Raw genomic sequence first — 17,709 nt, forward strand, 5'->3', positions numbered from 1 at the left:
CGTGGTTTTGATTTATTGTTTGGCGACGATTATCAGATCATAAATGAAGCCTTTTTTCTATCTAAAAATAAACGGTTATTGCTTAAGATCCTGTCTATGTATATGGTTTAGCATACCAAATAATCAAAGTACTGGAGAATATAATGAAGAAATTACATGATATCGCAAAAGAACTATCACCTGCAAAATCGTATAAGATGCTGATTGGTGGTGAGTGGGTAGACAGTACCTCAAAAGAAACAATGAAAAGCTATAATCCTGCAACCGGAGAGTTACTGACAGAATATGCAGCTGGAAATGCTCAGGATGTTGATCTTGCTGTCCGGGCTGCAACAAAAGCCTTGCCTGCATGGCGAAAAACTTCAGCAGAAAAAAGACAATCTCTCTTACTGAAAATTGCTGATTTACTGGAGGCAGAAGCAGAACGTTTTATCACTCTGGAAACATTGGATGGAGGTAAAACACAATCTTTATGCCGTAATTTTGATATTCCATTCGCTATCGATCATTTCCGCTATTTTGCTGGCGTGATCCGTGCTCATTCAGATGCAAGTGATATCATTGATGAAAATACCCTCAGTCTGGTGATCAGAGAGCCAATCGGTGTAATTGGTCAAATCATTCCCTGGAATTTCCCTCTGCTGATGGCAGCCTGGAAAATTGCCCCAGCTCTGGCTGCGGGTAATACCATCGTTATCAACCCAGCCAGTCTGACGCCTATTACTTTGTTAGAATTGGGCCGTATCATTAATCAGGTTCTTCCTGCGGGCGTTGTTAATATCGTTACAGGTCGTGGCTCTGTTGTTGGTCAGGCAATCCTCGACCATGAGGGCATTGGAAAGGTCGCTTTTACCGGCTCAACAGAAGTGGGTTACAACGTTGCCACAGCCGCTGCCAAAAGGCTTATTCCGGCTACGCTTGAGCTGGGAGGTAAGTCTGCCAATATCGTTTTCCCTGATGCAAATATGAAAAAAGCGGTCAAATATGCCGCCAATGCTATCCTGCTGAATCAGGGGCAAGCTTGTGAATCAGGAGCTCGTTTATTCCTGCACAAAGATATCTATGATTCATTCCTGCAATCATTAAAAACAGTCTTTGAGACTATCCGGGTTGGTGACCCGATGGACCCGGCAACTGAAATGAGCTGTCAGGTTAGTGAAGAACAGATGAATACCATTCTTAGCTACATTGATCTTGCTAAACAGGAAGGTGCAACCATTCTTACCGGTGGTAAACGTATTACCGGTTCAGGCTATGATGATGGATTCTTTGTACAGCCAACGATCCTTACCAATGTGACTAATAATATGCGGGTAGCACAGGAAGAAATTTTCGGGCCGGTACTTTGTGTCATTCCGTTCAGTAATGAAGAAGAAGTTATCGAGATGGCTAACGATTCAGAATATGGTCTGGCGGGGGCCGTCTGGACACAGGATATCAATCGTGCCCTGCGTGTCGCTAAAGCCGTTGAAGCAGGCCGCATATGGATTAATACCTACCATGAGCTTCCGGCTCACACACCATTTGGCGGTTATAAAAAATCAGGGCTTGGACGGGAAACACATAAAATGATTATGGATGCTTACACTGAAGTCAAAAATATCTATATCAGTACCAAAGAAGATTAAGTTATACCGTAAAATCAAGTATCCCTTTCTAAAAAAAGAGGATGCCAACCGGCATCCTCATTATTTTTTACCATCAATATCAATTAAATCCAGAAGAACCAGGCAACTACAGAGATAATCGCGATACATGCCAGATTCAGGACAATCCCAACCCGAACCATTTCAGTCTGCTTGATATAACCGGTGCCATAAACAATCGCATTCGGTGGTGTTGCTACGGGCAGCATAAATGCACAGGATGCACCAATACCAATAATCATGGTCAGCACAATCACCGGCATTCCCAACGCTTCTGCAACGGTGGCAAAAATAGGAACAAGCAGTGCTGCACTGGCTGTATTACTGGTGAATTCCGTCAGGAAGATAATAAATGCTGCAATAGCAACAATGATCACAAACCACGGGCTTGATCCGAAAGTTGCAGCCATACCATTTGCCATCACTTCACTGGCACCGGAGTTTTTCAGAACAGCACTCAGAGTCAGACCGCCACCAAACAGCATCAGCACACCCCATTCGGTGTTATTCTGAATCTGTGACCATGTTGATACGCCAGTAATACCAATCAGAGTAGCTGCACTCACCGCAATAATGGTATCTAGATCTTTTACACCACCAAGTGCATCACTGATGATGGAGCTAAAAATCCAGCAAACAACTGTCAAAAGGAAAATAAGCATGGTAATAACACGTTTACCATTCCATTCGAGACGCTCAAGTTCCAGATCAAATTTATGATTCAGGTTCGGACGTAACATGATGTACATCAGCATGACCATAACCGGTAACAGAATAATCACCATTGGTACGCCATATTTCATCCATGTCACAAAATCCATACCCAGCTGTGCCGCTGCAATTGCATTAGGCGGACTGCCTACCAAAGTGCCCAGACCACCAATGCTGGCGCTATACGCTACACCCAGTAACACAAAGACAAATGTATTACGTTCTGTACGAACATCCAGATTAGCCAGAATACCCAGAATAAGCGGCAGCATCATTGCGGCAGTTGCCGTATTGCTGATCCACATAGAAAGTAGCGCCGTGATACCGAATATCAGCATCACCGCCACTGACAAACGCCCACGGGCAATCAGTAGAAGACGGTTGGCTATTAGCCTGTCTAAACCTTGGATATGTAGCGCTGTCGCCAGTGCAAATCCACCAAAAAATAAGAAAATAATTGGATTGGCAAAAGATTTCAGCGCGTCACCGGTATTCATCAATCCCATTCCGACTGCCAGAATTGGAATACACAGTGCAGTAATCGTGACGTGAATGGCTTCAGTCAGCCATAACACACCCACAAATGCCATCAATGCCAAACCTGCGTTTGCTTTTTCGCTATAAGGCAAAAACTTCAGCAAGGCGATCAGCAAGATGATATCCAGCGCAAGAATAATAAAGCCTCTTTTATTTGAAGGCATCGGCCCGACCGCTGGGGTTAAAGATTCTGAAGCGTCCATGAAGACTCCATGTAACAATGAAACATAACTCCGTAATGTAAAAATAATAATTGATGAATCATTGCTCTAAATGTTAAAGAATTACATTACATGTGAAATAATAAGGAGTCTGAACGATAAATAAAATACGAGATGTACGATTTTGGGATCTGCTACGCGAGATTTGTTTAATTAATAATTAAACGAGCAAAAAAACAGCGTATTTTATGGAGTTATGTCACATTTCTTATTTTTGGTTTACCCGAGTAATCATCCATTACCCGGTAGAGAAGAATAAGGCGAAAGAATATTATCCTTTCGCCAAATCATAAACAATATTTATTATTTATCGAAGCAAATCAGTAATTATGCCTGACCTTTAACTTCTTTCAGGCCATTGAAAGGAGCACGGTTGCCCAGTACTTCTTCAATACGAATCAGCTGATTGTATTTAGCAACACGGTCAGAACGGCTCATTGAACCTGTTTTGATTTGACCTGCCGCAGTACCTACAGCCAGATCAGCAATGGTTGCATCTTCAGTTTCACCGGAACGGTGAGAGATAACTGCGGTATAACCCGCTTCTTTTGCCATTTTGATTGCAGCCAGAGTTTCGGTCAAAGAACCGATCTGGTTGAATTTGATCAGAATGGAGTTAGCGATGCCTTTTTCAATACCTTCTTTCAGGATTTTGGTATTCGTTACGAACAGGTCGTCACCAACCAACTGAATTTTATCGCCCAGTACTTGAGTCTGGTAAGCAAAACCATCCCAGTCAGATTCGTTCAGGCCATCTTCGATAGAAACGATTGGGTATTCTTTGGTCAGGCCTTCCAGATAATGGGTGAACTCCTGAGAAGTGAAAGTTTTACCTTCGCCTTTCAGTTCATAGTTACCGGTTTCTTCGTTATAGAATTCAGATGCTGCGCAGTCCATCGCCAGAGTGATGTCTTTACCCAGTACATAACCTGCTTGCTCTACTGCTTCTTTGATGGCTGCCAGTGCTGCTGCGTTGGATTCCAGATTTGGAGCATAACCACCTTCATCACCCACCGCAGTATTCATGCCTTTTGCTTTCAGTACTTTTGCCAGATTGTGGAAAACTTCAGAACCGATGCGTACCGCTTCTTTCAGCGTGCTCGCACCTACCGGCTGGATCATGAATTCCTGAATGTCCACGTTGTTGTCAGCGTGCTCACCACCGTTAATGATGTTCATCATTGGCAGAGGCATGGAGAATCGACCTGGAGTGCCGTTCAGTTCAGCAATGTGCTCATACAGAGGCATACCTTTTGATGCAGCTGCCGCTTTAGCGTTTGCAAGAGAAACTGCCAAAATCGCGTTAGCACCGAAATTGGATTTATTTTCAGTTCCATCCAGCTCGATCATGATCTTATCGATATTTGCCTGATCTTTCGCGTCCTGACCAGCCAGAGCCTGCGCAATCGGGCCATTTACCGCAGCAATCGCCTTCAGTACACCTTTACCCAGAAAACGGGATTTATCACCATCACGCAGCTCTAATGCTTCACGGGAACCTGTTGATGCACCTGATGGCGCCGCAGCCAGACCTACAAAGCCACCTTCCAGATGTACTTCTGCTTCTACCGTCGGGTTACCACGGGAATCGATGATTTCACGGCCGAGCACTTTAACGATTTTGGACATTAGGTTTTCCTCAGTACAAGTTAAATTCCGGGCGATTGATGGTCATGCAAAAATCGCATCAACCGCCCCATATTTTATTTCAACTGGCTTTTCTGGTATTTGCCAGCGGCTTCTACGAAACCGGCAAATAACGGATGGCCATCGCGAGGCGTTGAAGTGAATTCAGGATGGAACTGACACGCAACAAACCACGGATGATTCGGGTTCTCAATAATTTCCACCAGCTTATTGTCGATTGAACGACCAGCAATACGTAAGCCTGCATCTTCAATACGTTTCAACAATAAGTTGTTCACTTCGTAACGATGGCGGTGACGTTCAACAATTTCGTCCTGACCATAAAGATTACGCACCAGACTGTTTTCAGTCAGATGACACAACTGGCCGCCAACACGCATCGTTCCGCCGAGATCGCTCTCTTCGCTACGTACTTCAACATTGCCGTTCTCATCACGCCACTCAGTGATCAGACCTACAACCGGTAACTTACATTCAGGTTCAAACTCAGTAGAGTTAGCCCCTTCCATACCCGCAACATTGCGTGCAAACTCGATCAGAGCAACCTGCATTCCCAGACAAATCCCCAGATAAGGAATTTTGTTTTCACGGGCGTATCGGGCAGTCATAATTTTGCCTTCGATACCACGGCCACCGAAGCCTCCCGGTACCAGAATTGAATCCAGACCTTTCAGTACTTCAACACCACGGGTTTCAACATCCTGAGAATCGATCAGTTTGATGTTGACGGTCAGACGATTTTTCAGACCTGCATGTTTCAGGGCTTCAATCACCGACTTATAAGCGTCCGGTAATTCAATATATTTGCCCACCATACCGATGGTTACTTCGCCTGACGGATTAGCTTCTTCATAAATGACCTGTTCCCATTCGGACAGATCCGCTTCCGGGCATTCAATGCTGAATCGTTTACAAATATAATCATCTAAGCTCTGAGATTTCAAGAGGGCTGGGATTTTATAAATAGAATCAACATCTTTTAAAGATATAACCGCTTTCTCCGGCACGTTACAGAACAGTGCAATTTTTGCACGCTCGTTGGCTGGGATAATGCGGTCTGAACGACAGATCAAAACATCTGGCTGAATACCGATGGAAAGTAATTCTTTCACAGAGTGCTGGGTAGGCTTAGTTTTCACTTCGCCGGCTGCTGCCATATAAGGCACCAGAGTCAGGTGCATAAACAGAGTATTCTCACGGCCCACTTCTACAGCCATCTGGCGAATTGCTTCAAGGAATGGCAGGGATTCGATATCACCTACAGTACCGCCGATTTCCACCAGCACAACATCATAGCCTTCTGCACCACGGATGATACGGTCTTTGATTTCGTTAGTGATGTGAGGAATAACCTGAATGGTTGCGCCCAGATAATCGCCACGGCGTTCTTTGCGCAGAACTTCGGAGTAAACACGACCCGTCGTGAAGTTATTGCGACGTGTCATTTTGGTTCGGATGAAACGTTCGTAATGGCCTAAATCGAGATCAGTTTCAGCGCCGTCTTCGGTTACGAAAACTTCCCCATGTTGGGTTGGGCTCATTGTACCCGGATCAACGTTGATATACGGGTCCAGTTTCATAATGGTGACATTGAGTCCACGGGCTTCGAGTATGGCCGCCAAAGAGGCTGCGGCAATGCCTTTACCCAGAGAGGATACGACCCCGCCGGTCACAAAAATATAATTAGTTTTCATGCTGAACCTGAAGTTTAGGTTTAAAAGGATGATGAATATAACAGGACGGGAAAGCAGTATACCCTAACCTTAAATGCGCTACAAACTCTATCTCCTTTATCTGTTCAAGTGTAGTAATTTCTAGGGGAAACTTATCGTAGAAATAAATTTTTTAAATAGGCAAGGAATAAGGTACAGAATGCCGGCCTTATTAGCTATACTTGATTGTATCTCAATTGAGATACACCATGAACGATAAGTGAAACCGGAGAATTTAATTATGGCTAATACTTCAATGTTACATGTCCGTGTCGATGATGAACTAAAGACTGCTGCTGCTGAAAAACTTGCCAATATTGGTATGACTTTATCTGATGCTGTCAGAATTCTACTCACTCGCATAACGATAGAAGGAGGGATGCCCGTTGGATTAACAATTGATTCAGAAAAATATGATGTCTGGTTCCGTGACAAAGTAAAAGAAGCTTTAGCTGATACAAACCCCACAGTCTCGCATAAGCAGGTGATGGATGATGTACAGGCATTAATCGACAGGAAACGCCGCCGTGAATGAGTTAGAGTGGCTGGAGTTAGCTCGCACTGACCTGCTGGCGATTATTGAGTACATAGCTGATGATAATCCATATGCTGCTCAATGCCTCAAGGACGATATTGAAACAAAGGCAGAAAAGCTGCTGGATTTTCCCAAGATAGGGCGCCCCGGGCGGGTTGCAGGAACCAGAGAACTGGTTGCCGGGGCAAATTATATCATCGTGTACCAAGAAGATGTTTTCACCATTCGAATACTGCGCGTGTTACATGCCGCGCAACTGTGGCCCTCATCTAATTGAAATTGATTGATTATTTTTCGGTGTATTACAGTTGCTGTTTTTTCACCTGCTCCCACATTTTATCCATTTCCTCTAATGTGGCTGTTTCCAGCGACAAACCGCTATCAAGGATGAGTTTTTCCACATTACGAAAGCGGTTTTCAAATTTCTGACAGGCTTTCTGTAATGTCGTCTCCGGCTTGTGTCCTAAATGGCGGGACAAATTCACGACTGCAAACAACAAATCGCCCAGTTCTTCTCCCACGCGATCATCATCCACAACCGCCTGTTTCGCTTCATCCATCACTTCGTCAATTTCTTCATAAACCTTGTCTAACACAGGGCCGATGGTATCCCAGTCAAAACCGACAGAAGCACAGCGTTTCTGAATCTTATACGCTTTCATCAATGCAGGCAGGCTGGCAGGGATATCATCCAGAACGGAATGCTGGTCTTTTTCGGCTCTTTCTGCGGTCTTGCGCTGCTCCCAGCTACCAATCGCCTCTTCGCTGCTGATACCCGATTGCTGGTTAAAGATATGCGGGTGTCGGCGTTCCAGTTTGTTACAGACCGCTTCACAGATATCCTCGAAATCAAACAATTGCTCTTCCTGTGCCATCTGGGCATAAAACACTATATGAAACAGCAGATCGCCCAACTCTTCTTTCAGAGCATTCGCATCATTGCGCTCAATGGCATCAATGACTTCATAAGTTTCTTCCAGCGTGTAAGGGGCAATTGTGGCTGAAGTCTGTACTTTGTCCCACGGGCAACCGTGCTGAGGATGGCGCAACTGCGCCATAATCTCTTTAAGTCTCTCAATACTTTTCATACTTGCCACTGACTTGGTATTCATTTGATCCATAACTGATTAGTTTCCATGCAGACGTCTGGCTTCAATCACATCAGGCAGTTGATTCAGTTTCGCCAACACCCGCCCCAGCACCTGCAAGTTGTAAATCTCAATATTCATATCGATAGTTGCCAGCTGCTGTTTCACATCGCTACGGCTGCTGACCCCTAATACATTCACTTTTTCGTTAGCAAGGATTGTGGTGATATCCCGTAGTAACCCGCTGCGATCATTGGCAAGTAATCTCACCACCAGCGAATAGCCACTGGAGTAACTTTCTCCCCATACGGCATCCACCACACGCTCCGGCGCACTTGCTTCCAATTCCGTTAACTGATCACAGTCTGCCCGGTGAATGGAGATACCGCGCCCGCGTGTAATAAAGCCCGTAATTTCATCTCCGGGAATAGGCTGACAGCAACGGGCAATATGGTGCATCAGATTACCGACTCCCTCCACGACAACCCGCCCGTTATCTTTTTTGCTGTTACGTGGTGCGAATGTTTTGTTCTCAAGTGTGCGGAGCGCTTCCCGATCTGCTTCTTCTGCCGTGGTTTTATTGAACTTGCTTTGCAGGAAATTTGTCAGTTGATGAATACGGATATCACCTACACCGATACCCGCCAGCACTTCCTCCAGCGAATTCACGTTATAACGGACAATCAGCTCTTTTTCCGCTTCTTTAATGGTGACACCCAAATGAGCCAGTTCACTATCCAGCATCTGGCGACCCGCAATAATATTTTTATCGCGATCCTGTTTACGGAACCAATTGTGGATCTTAGCCCGTCCACGGCTGGTTGTGACATAGCCAAGGTTAGGGTTCAGCCAGTCACGGCTTGGATTGGGCTGTTTCTGAGTGATAACTTCAATCTGATCACCCATCTGGAGCTGATAACTGAATGGCACGATACGCCCGCCAATTTTCGCCCCGATACAACGATGACCCACATCGCTGTGAATGTGATAGGCAAAATCCAGTGGCGTTGAACCGGCAGGTAAATCGATCACATCCCCTTTAGGTGTGAAAACATAAACGCGATCATCAAATACCTGACTGCGGACTTCATCCAACATCTCTCCGGTATCTGCCATTTCCTCCTGCCATGCGATCAACTTCCGCAGCCATGCAATCCGGCTTTCATAACTACCTGATTTACCACCACCGATCGCCGTACCTTCTTTATATTTCCAGTGAGCAGCCACGCCCAGTTCAGCATCATCATGCATCTGGCGGGTACGGATCTGGATTTCAAGTGTTTTACCGTTCGGCCCTAACACTACGGTATGGATGGATTGATAACCATTGGGTTTAGGATTGGCAACGTAATCATCAAACTCATCCGGCAAGTGGCGGTAGTGAGTATGCACTATCCCCAATGCCGCATAGCAGTCCTGCAAACGATCAACGACAATGCGCACGGCACGCACATCAAACAGTTCATCAAATGCCAGCGATTTTTTCTGCATCTTGCGCCAGATGCTGTAAATATGTTTAGGACGCCCGTAAATTTCCCCCGAAATTCCTTCTTTGAGCATATAACGGCGCAATGTCGTGATAAATTTTTCGATGTATTGTTCGCGGTCAATCCTGCGCTCATGCAAAAGCCGAGCAATCTTTTTATATTCATCGGGATGCAGATAGCGGAAGCAGAAATCTTCCAGCTCCCATTTTAACTGGCCGATCCCTAAACGATTGGCAAGAGGCGCATAGATATTGGAGCACTCTTTTGCCACCAATACCCGTTCATCTTCACTGGCATCCTTCACTTCCCGCAGATAAGCGATCCGCTCCGCCAGTTTAATAATCACGCAACGGAAATCTTCGACCATTGCCAGCAGCATCCGCCGTACATTATCCACCTGAACGGAGCAGGTCGCATCGGTATGCGTGGCTTTCAGCTCGCGGATAGCGTCCATCTCCAGCACACCATGAACCAGATCCATAATGGGCTGACCAAACGCCTCTGTCACGGTTTCACTATTAAGTAGCCGGGCATCAAGGAGGGGAAAAAGCAGTGCCGCACGCATACTGTCATTATCCATGCTCAGTGTGGACAGAATTTCCACCATTTCAACACCACGCCACAATAACAACTCGGCATTAGGGTGATCCTGAACTTTTTCGTGACAATAGCGCCATGTTTCAACTAACTTTTGGCTGGATTGTGGATTAACAATATTTAAACTCGCGATCCACTTATCGACAGCAAATTCACCTGCCGGTGTGAGATGAGCACTTCTTACTGCAACCATAATTTCTCCCTACTCGATAGTCATCGGCTCTCAGCTGGCAGTGTTTCCGCAATTAACGCGAAAATAGCGCCATAGATTCCAGATGACCGGTGTGCGGAAACATATCCAGCATCCGCACACTGACAAGATGATAACCGGCCTCCAGCAGAACTTTGCTGTCCCGCGCCAGGGTTGTGGGGTTACAAGAAACATAAACCACTTTTTCAGGAGCCAGTTTTACTATATGTGACATAACACCAGCAGCACCCGCACGAGCGGGGTCCAATAATACTTTATTGAAGCCCTGTGCTGCCCACGGCTGTTGGCGGATATCCGATTCCAGATTTTCGTGGAAAAAAGTGACGTTACTAAGTCCATTTAACCGAGCATTATATTGCCCGCTTGCAACCAATGCCGCAACGCCTTCCACACCGACAACAGCCTTCGCTTTAACCGCTATCGGCAGAGTAAAGTTTCCCATGCCACAGAAGAGATCCAATATCCGGTCTTCCGGCTGCACATCCAGCCATGACAGCGCCTGAGCAACCATTTTCTGATTAACTTCATCATTAACCTGAATAAAATCCTGCGGGCTGAAGACCAACTTTAAACCATCCACCTGATACCAAGGCTCAAACTGCCCGATTTCAGGAGACAATGCTTCAAGGGATTTTTCATCACCCGCCAGATAAATGACCACCTGATACTGCCTCGCAAAATCCCGCAGCATCTCTTTATCTTCATGCTTTATGGGGGCAAGATGGCGTAAAACAACTAACGGGCCATTATCTGCCAGCACTAATTCAACATGCCCCAAGCGTTTCGCTACTTTCAGGCTGCTTAAACACAGAGATAATGGCTGCAATAATTTTTCCAGCTCAGGGCGCATAACCGGGCAATGTCTGATATCCACCAAATCATTGGTCTGACTCTGACGAAATCCCATCACTAGCTTACCCTGTTTATCATGATATTGAAGGCCAAGCCTTGCCCTGCGCCGATAACCATATTCCGGGCTGTGAATAACAGGCTGAGCACTGATACTGATGCCCGTCTCCCGCTGGATCAGATGTTCCAGTACGCTGGCTTTAGTTTTCACCTGTAACTCTGGTGCGGCATGTTGCTGCTGGCAACCTCCGCACATTTTGAAATGCGGGCAGCGCGGATTTACCCGAAGCGGGCTGTCCGATAAACGTTTTACCACTTTAGCTTTAGCAAACTGGCGTTTTTCTTCTGTCAGTTGAACTTGTGCCTGCTCACCGGGCAATAACCCCGGAATAAAGATCGTTTTTCCCTGATGACGGGCAATACCCTGCCCCTGAGCATCAAGGTTGTCTGCGGTAACGGAAATAATGCTTCGGTTTACGGAGCGGCGATTTGGGGAGTAAAATTGCACCATGATTCTGACTGACTTTGAAAAATTGAGTTTTGATTTTCCCACAATGGATGCCTAATGACCAAATATAGCCTACGCACCCGTATGATGAGCCTGATTTTGGTTCCTGTTTTACTGGTCGGAACGCTTGTGAGTATATCATTTATCTCATATCGCTATTATGAGTTGAAGAGCCTGATAGTCCGCAGTGGGATCAGTATTATTGAGCCGTTGTCGATCGCCAGCGAAATAGGGATAAACCTGGATAACAGTAAGCGCGTAAAATCATTGATAAATAGACTTCATCGCCGGAATTCTGAAATCGTTATGGCAATTGCGATCTTTGATGAAAACCATAAACTGTTCGAAATCTCCAATGATAAATATGATGTCAACCTGCTACGCCTCAGGCCTGATGATCCCATTCCGACAACACTGACCAAAGAGGAAGATAGCAACAGCATTATCCTGAAAATGCCGATTATCTCAGAAACCAGTGCTTCTCATGGATGGCCTGATTCACCAAACAAATCCGTTCCTATCGGTTATATCGCCATTGATTTGGATTTACGGGCCGCCCAGCTCCAGCAATATAAAGAGATTGCAACCTCTATCATTCTACTGATCCTCTGTCTTGGCGGAACGGCATTGTTTGCCCATATCTTGGTTCGTAAGGTCACTGAGCCGCTGGATTGTATGGTAAAAGCCGTTAACCGTATCCGGCAGGGGCAACTGAATACGCGGGTGACAGGGGCGATGCCGGGCGAGTTATCCGCGCTCCAGAATGGTATTAATACCGTTGCGGAATCGCTGTCAAAGTACAAAGATGAAATGCAGTTGCATATCGAACAGGCGACTTCTGATCTGCAAATTACGATGGAACAGTTGGAAATTCAGAATGTGGAACTGACGATCGCCAAAAAACGGGCGCAGGAAGCCGTCAGGATCAAAACCGAATTTCTGGCGAATATGTCCCATGAGCTACGGACTCCCCTTAACGGCGTTATCGGGTTTACCCGACAGATGCTGAAAACACCAATAACTTCTCAACAGACAGAATACCTCTATGTCATTGATCGTTCGGCTAACAATCTGCTGAAAATCATCAATGATATTCTGGATTTTTCACGTCTGGAATCCAATAAGCTGATATTGGATCAAGTACCTTTCCTGCTGCGAGATACCGTCAATGAAGTGATTGAGTTACTGACGCCTTCTGCTAGTGCGAAAAACCTGCCTCTGCATCATTATATTGATGAGAAGCTACCAAACCTGATGATTGGTGATCCTATCCGCTTGCAGCAAATACTCACTAACTTAATTGGTAATGCCATTAAATTTACCGATAAAGGCAACATTACGCTGGAAATAAAACTGCGTCAGCAAAGGCATCATAGGGTACAAATCGATTTTACCGTTACGGATACCGGAATTGGCATTAAATCAGAATACCGCCCTATTCTGTTTCAGGCATTCAATCAGGCAGATGCCAGCATTACCCGCCATTATGGCGGTACAGGATTAGGATTAAGTATCACCAAACGGCTGGTTAATGAAATGAACGGGGAAATAGATTTCATCAGCGAACCAACCAGAGGAACAGTATTCTATTTTGATATCTGGCTGGAAAAAGAGGAGTTCCAGCTTGGTTCTATACCTGAACGTTTACCTCAGCCCCACACATCATTCCGCCTGCCGATGACAGTCATGGCAGTGGATGATAATCCGGCTAATCTTAAATTAATCGGCGCTCTTTTAAGTGAACAGGTAGACAATACTATTTTGTGCAGCAGTGGTATGGAAGCCCTGAAAATGGCACAGAAACATCCGCTGGATCTCATTCTGATGGATATTCAGATGGCAGATATGGATGGGATTCAGGCCTCAGAACAAATCCACCAGCTACCGGAACATAAGCAGACTCCGATTGTTGCTGTCACAGCTTTTATCTGCGATGAAACATGCAATCAGACAGACACCCCTTTTATCGATTGCCTGTCTAAGCCATTGGATGAAGTTCGTCTAAAGAATTTGTTGAATCAGTACAGTCCCCCCCCAAAACCGCAAGCCATAGACTGGAAACTGGCTTTGCAACAAACAGCGGGTAAAGAATCACTGGCGCTGGAAATGCTGTCAATGCTGGTACAATCTCTGCCAGAGATGAAAACGAAGATTGAACAAGCATTAACCGCAGAAGGTGAAATTCATCGTGAATCGTTTTTGCATCATGTTCATCAGTTGCATGGCAGTTGCTGCTATAACGGTGTGCCTAAACTCAAAATGATTTGTGAGTTGATTGAAAAACAGTTGAGACAAGATATTTCTCTGGCTGATTTAGAACCGGAACTACTGGAATTTATTGATGAAATCGACCATGTTATTGCGGCAGCTCCTGATATATTAAGAGCCGCCAAATCACTCACCTCGACACCATAAACTTACGGTATTCTTCGTAAGCATAGTGGTCTGTCATGCCACTGATGTAATCCTGAATCAGGCGTGCCCGATAATAAAATTCGATCACGTCTTTTTCTGTTTCATCAGTGGCGATAATACCTTCCACCGCTTCGTTATAAGCCAGTCTGTGTTTGGTTGAAAGTTTGTGTAACAGGCGGGTTTCAATAAAGTATTTTTTGTGGAAGTTATTCTGATGTAACTCCCAGAAATCCTGTCGGGACAGCTCCAGTAACGGGCTGTAAACATCCAGTAAGCCGGTAATAATCCGATAGCCCTGCAACTCCAGCTCTTCTACTTCCGGGTGATTAAATACCCGTTTCCGCGTGACGCTTTTTAATGTTCTCAGCAGACGGTGTTCTTCGCCATTAGCTTCCAGCAAGGCTTGATTGAAAGTACCTGCATAAATTGCCGGTAAATGCTCAATAAAACGCTGCGCCGTATAAGGAACCAGTTTGCCGGTGATAAATACCCGCAGATACATAAAAAATTGTTCGTGAATATTGCGGCGGGCTTCATTATTCGTCGTTTTCCTATAGGCCTGAATCACTGTCGATTCGAACAAATCGCCTTTTTGGTGGCCGCCATTCTCTTCCCACTCCTGCTTCAGATATTCCATCAATTGATCAACATTAAAAATACCCTTCTCAACTGCATCATCCAGATCAGCAATACAGTAAGAGATATCATCAGCGGCTTCCATAATATAAGTCAGCGGAAAACGGCAGAAATCCCCCAATTGCAGCTCTTTTTTCAATTCTCGGATAAAACAGTCTTCCGACCAGTAATAGCCTTTTTTCTTCATCAGATAGCTGAATTCTTCCGGCGAGTCTTCAAGGCGATAAGCGGGACAGGTATATTTCAGAATGCAGCCAATTTGGGCATAAGTCAGATTCAGTTTAAGTAGATTGTGTGCCAGCCGGATAGCCTGTGCGTTTCCTTCAAACTGGCATAGATCCATACGTAACTGGCACCGGAACAGATCTTTTTTCTCTTCACCACTCAAACGTAATGCCGCAACCTGACAGTTATCCTGTCGGTTGGGTTGTTCTGCTGTAGGTTCAGGTAAATAAACAGGATCTAACCGACGAGCGAACCAATCCCTAATCGCTGCCTCACCAAAATGGCCAAACGGAGGGTTGCCGATATCATGCATCAGGCAGGCCATTTCAATCAGGCTTTCAAAAGCCATCAGGCGATCACTCAGACCATATTTTTCCAGCAAATTATGCTTTGCCAGTTCGGCAATAATTGTTTTGGAGATGTAACGACCAATTTGTTGCACTTCCAGCGAATGTGTTAACCGGCTGCGTACAGCTGCATTACGCTCCAGCGGAAACACCTGTGTTTTCTGTTGTAACCGCCGGATAGCTGCTGAGTTGATGATGCGCCCGCGATCGCTTTCAAACTGGCGGTTTATTTGCTCTTCATTGGCGTCATGGATGGCAGAGTTTCTGTACTTACGCTGAAAATTCAATTTTTGCTTGAAATCAATCTTAGACATCAATCCCCCCATATCGAATGATATGATTATTTATAGCCGGAACCTCTGGCAGACGATTATATAATGATACACTGCCGGATTAATCAAACCCTTATGATTATACCCAATGGATTTCGGGCTGCATCGCAGCGGCAAGGGAGTGATAAGACGAAGGGTATAGGTTATCCATTAATTAATAACATAAAGCGAGTATGACACAATGAAAGTAGGTGTAATAGGTGCAATGGAGCAGGAAGTGACTTTGTTACGCGACCAGATCGAAGGTCTGCAAACATTGTCACGCGGTGGATGTGAGATCTATACCGGTAAGCTGAATGGTGTTGATATCGCCTTGCTGAAATCCGGTATTGGTAAAGTTTCTGCCGCACTTGGTACTACCCTGTTAATTGAACACTGTCAGCCGGATATTGTGATTAATACCGGTTCAGCAGGCGGCCTGAATCCGCAACTGAAAGTGGGTGATATTGTGGTCTCTGAAGAAGTACGTTACCACGATGCAGATCTTACTGCTTTCGGTTATGAACCGGGCCAGATGGCGCAATGCCCGCCCGCTTTTATTGCTGATGATAAATTAATTACTCTGGCAGAGAAATGTATCCAGTCTCTGGAACTGAACGCAGTTCGTGGTCTGGTATGCAGTGGTGACGCTTTTATCAATGGTTCAGAACCACTGGCACGTATCCGGGCGACTTTCCCACAAGTTGCTGCGGTTGAAATGGAAGCGGCAGCCATTGGCCATGTTTGTCACCAATATAAAGTGCCTTTCGTTGTTGTCCGCGCTATTTCTGATGTCGCTGATCAGGAATCTCATATCAGCTTTGATGAGTTTCTGGTTGTCGCCGCACAGGAATCCACACGGATGATCAACGCAATGCTGACTGAACTCAGTAAACAATAATCCATTATGTAACGTGGAACACTGTTCATGAAAATCGCCTCTCACCGCGCTATCCGAATGGCATTTGCATTTCTGCCATTCAGTTTTCTGTATGGTTTTTGTCTATACAGTTTTTTCGCTGTTTTCAGTGCTCCACTTTACGCTGCATCATCCCGTGTTATCAGCCTTGCCCCTTCCACAACTGAGCTGGCTTATGCGGCGGGCATGGGCGATCAGCTTGTCGCTGTCAGTGCTTATTCAGATTACCCTGAAGCGGCGAAAAAACTGGAGCAAGTCGCAGATTGGCAGGGTATTAATGTTGAACGGATCATTGCCCTGAAACCTGATTTAATACTGGCATGGCGGGGGGGCAATCCGCAAAGGCCACTGGAACAACTGGCCGCGCTTGGCATTCCGATTTTTTATTCTGATATAAAGAAAGTAGAAGATGTTGCAACAGATTTAGATCGGCTGGCTGCCTACAGTTTACATCCGGCTGTAGCCGAAAAATCGGCTGCGGATATCCGAAAAAAATTCAGTGAATTAAAACAAGTGTATGCCAAATCCAACCCTAAGCCTGTATTTCTTCAGTTTGGCATAAGCCCGATATTTACTTCATCCCGTCATACCATTCAGAGTGAAATTGTTTCCGTATGCGGAGGAAGAAATATCTTTGCCGATAGTCCCGTTCCGTGGCCTCAGGTTAACCGTGAGCAGGTACTTGTCCGCAAACCTGAAGTGATTGTCATGGGAGGAACGGAAGAGCAAAAACAGCGAGTAGCCGAATTCTGGCAACCACAATTAAATGCCAGAATTATCACTATCAATGATGACTGGTTCAGCCGTGCAGGACCCAGAATTATTCTGGCAACAGAGCAGTTATGCCATCAATTAAATATGTTATAATTCTTTCCCCTTTATTAAATTGATAAATAAAACGAAAAAAGTTTTTTATAAAATATCATTAAAACATCACAAACATTATTTTTGTATAAAAATACATCAATATGCATAATTTATAAACAGGATGTATTGCATAAAAAAGTCAATTAAGCATTAATGTTTGAGTATTAAACTCATGTTGTGTTTTATTATCAAATAAAATCAGTATTGAGTTAAAATACACATATCAATTTTATTTGGTGA

13 protein-coding genes are annotated in these 17,709 nt (G+C 45.1%); 6 read left to right on the top strand and 7 right to left on the bottom strand.

Translation table 11 applies throughout. The annotated features are described in order from the left end of the window. Window positions 1–143: 143 nt before the first annotated feature. The gene (locus Xinn_RS12150) at window positions 144–1,628 is read left to right on the top strand and encodes an aldehyde dehydrogenase family protein (protein WP_086955494.1); all 1,485 of its coding nucleotides are present in this window, start codon (window positions 144–146) and stop codon (window positions 1,626–1,628) included. An 83-nt stretch (window positions 1,629–1,711) separates the two neighbouring features. Here the strand turns inward: Xinn_RS12150 and Xinn_RS12155 are convergent, their stop codons facing one another. The 3 genes from Xinn_RS12155 to pyrG form a co-directional block, all read right to left on the bottom strand. Further along, complete coding sequence (locus Xinn_RS12155; RefSeq protein ID WP_086955493.1) at window positions 1,712–3,097, bottom strand: SLC13 family permease; 1,386 nt, start codon at window positions 3,095–3,097, stop codon at window positions 1,712–1,714. Between the two features lie 345 nt (window positions 3,098–3,442). Beyond that, window positions 3,443–4,744 (bottom strand): phosphopyruvate hydratase, encoded by a 1,302-nt coding sequence (eno, locus tag Xinn_RS12160; protein WP_086955492.1) that lies wholly within the window; start codon window positions 4,742–4,744, stop codon window positions 3,443–3,445. Between the two features lie 74 nt (window positions 4,745–4,818). Next, complete coding sequence (gene pyrG / locus Xinn_RS12165) at window positions 4,819–6,456, bottom strand: glutamine hydrolyzing CTP synthase (RefSeq protein ID WP_086955491.1); 1,638 nt, start codon at window positions 6,454–6,456, stop codon at window positions 4,819–4,821. A 259-nt stretch (window positions 6,457–6,715) separates the two neighbouring features. Between pyrG and Xinn_RS12170 the strand changes: the two genes are divergently transcribed. Both Xinn_RS12170 and Xinn_RS12175 read left to right on the top strand, forming a co-directional pair. Continuing rightward, the gene (locus tag Xinn_RS12170) at window positions 6,716–7,009 is read left to right on the top strand and encodes a type II toxin-antitoxin system RelB/DinJ family antitoxin (RefSeq protein ID WP_086955490.1); all 294 of its coding nucleotides are present in this window, start codon (window positions 6,716–6,718) and stop codon (window positions 7,007–7,009) included. After that, window positions 7,002–7,286, top strand: coding sequence for a type II toxin-antitoxin system RelE/ParE family toxin (locus tag Xinn_RS12175; RefSeq protein WP_086955489.1), 285 nt, complete (start codon window positions 7,002–7,004; stop codon window positions 7,284–7,286). Before Xinn_RS12170 ends, Xinn_RS12175 begins: the two co-directional genes overlap by 8 nt. A 25-nt stretch (window positions 7,287–7,311) precedes the next feature. Here the strand turns inward: Xinn_RS12175 and mazG are convergent, their stop codons facing one another. From mazG to rlmD, 3 genes are read right to left on the bottom strand one after another with little or no spacing between them, the layout of a single operon-like run. Further along, window positions 7,312–8,097 (bottom strand): nucleoside triphosphate pyrophosphohydrolase, encoded by a 786-nt coding sequence (gene mazG / locus Xinn_RS12180; protein WP_086956586.1) that lies wholly within the window; start codon window positions 8,095–8,097, stop codon window positions 7,312–7,314. A gap of 39 nt (window positions 8,098–8,136) precedes the next feature. After that, complete coding sequence (gene relA, locus Xinn_RS12185; protein WP_086955488.1) at window positions 8,137–10,374, bottom strand: GTP diphosphokinase; 2,238 nt, start codon at window positions 10,372–10,374, stop codon at window positions 8,137–8,139. Window positions 10,375–10,426: 52 nt separating this feature from the next. Continuing rightward, a complete protein-coding gene (rlmD, locus tag Xinn_RS12190) occupies window positions 10,427–11,752 on the bottom strand; it encodes a 23S rRNA (uracil(1939)-C(5))-methyltransferase RlmD (protein WP_086956585.1) in 1,326 nt (441 codons plus the stop codon). A gap of 54 nt (window positions 11,753–11,806) precedes the next feature. Here rlmD and Xinn_RS12195 point away from each other — a divergent pair, with 54 nt between their 5' ends. Continuing rightward, the gene (locus Xinn_RS12195) at window positions 11,807–14,164 is read left to right on the top strand and encodes an ATP-binding protein (protein WP_099137658.1); all 2,358 of its coding nucleotides are present in this window, start codon (window positions 11,807–11,809) and stop codon (window positions 14,162–14,164) included. Here the strand turns inward: Xinn_RS12195 and dgt are convergent. Continuing rightward, window positions 14,148–15,686, bottom strand: a complete 1,539-nt coding sequence (gene dgt, locus Xinn_RS12200) for a dGTPase (RefSeq protein WP_086955487.1) — start codon at window positions 15,684–15,686, stop codon at window positions 14,148–14,150. The two genes, Xinn_RS12195 and dgt, sit on opposite strands and share 17 nt — an antisense overlap. Before the next feature lie 199 nt (window positions 15,687–15,885). Between dgt and mtnN the strand changes: the two genes are divergently transcribed. Together mtnN and btuF are read left to right on the top strand one after the other, a co-directional pair. Beyond that, window positions 15,886–16,584 carry a 5'-methylthioadenosine/S-adenosylhomocysteine nucleosidase gene (gene mtnN / locus Xinn_RS12205; protein ID WP_086955486.1) on the top strand — a complete coding sequence of 233 codons (699 nt, stop codon included), beginning with the start codon at window positions 15,886–15,888 and terminating at the stop codon, window positions 16,582–16,584. Window positions 16,585–16,611: 27 nt separating this feature from the next. Then, window positions 16,612–17,469: a vitamin B12 ABC transporter substrate-binding protein BtuF gene (gene btuF, locus Xinn_RS12210; RefSeq protein WP_244590193.1), complete on the top strand. Its 858-nt coding sequence runs from the start codon at window positions 16,612–16,614 to the stop codon at window positions 17,467–17,469. Window positions 17,470–17,709 lie beyond the last annotated feature (240 nt).

It is taken from the genome of Xenorhabdus innexi, assembly GCF_002632485.1.
GTDB lineage: Bacteria > Pseudomonadota > Gammaproteobacteria > Enterobacterales > Enterobacteriaceae > Xenorhabdus > Xenorhabdus innexi.

Coding starts and splice junctions, on each gene's coding strand:
- dgt (WP_086955487.1), bottom strand. CDS start 15,686: ATGTCTAAGATTGATTTCAAGCAAAAATTGAATTTTCAGCGTAAGTAC.
- Xinn_RS12195 (WP_099137658.1), top strand. CDS start 11,807: ATGACCAAATATAGCCTACGCACCCGTATGATGAGCCTGATTTTGGTT.
- btuF (WP_244590193.1), top strand. CDS start 16,612: ATGAAAATCGCCTCTCACCGCGCTATCCGAATGGCATTTGCATTTCTG.
- Xinn_RS12150 (WP_086955494.1), top strand. CDS start 144: ATGAAGAAATTACATGATATCGCAAAAGAACTATCACCTGCAAAATCG.
- pyrG (WP_086955491.1), bottom strand. CDS start 6,456: ATGAAAACTAATTATATTTTTGTGACCGGCGGGGTCGTATCCTCTCTG.
- Xinn_RS12155 (WP_086955493.1), bottom strand. CDS start 3,097: ATGGACGCTTCAGAATCTTTAACCCCAGCGGTCGGGCCGATGCCTTCA.
- Xinn_RS12170 (WP_086955490.1), top strand. CDS start 6,716: ATGGCTAATACTTCAATGTTACATGTCCGTGTCGATGATGAACTAAAG.
- mtnN (WP_086955486.1), top strand. CDS start 15,886: ATGAAAGTAGGTGTAATAGGTGCAATGGAGCAGGAAGTGACTTTGTTA.
- mazG (WP_086956586.1), bottom strand. CDS start 8,097: ATGAAAAGTATTGAGAGACTTAAAGAGATTATGGCGCAGTTGCGCCAT.
- eno (WP_086955492.1), bottom strand. CDS start 4,744: ATGTCCAAAATCGTTAAAGTGCTCGGCCGTGAAATCATCGATTCCCGT.
- rlmD (WP_086956585.1), bottom strand. CDS start 11,752: ATGGTGCAATTTTACTCCCCAAATCGCCGCTCCGTAAACCGAAGCATT.
- relA (WP_086955488.1), bottom strand. CDS start 10,374: ATGGTTGCAGTAAGAAGTGCTCATCTCACACCGGCAGGTGAATTTGCT.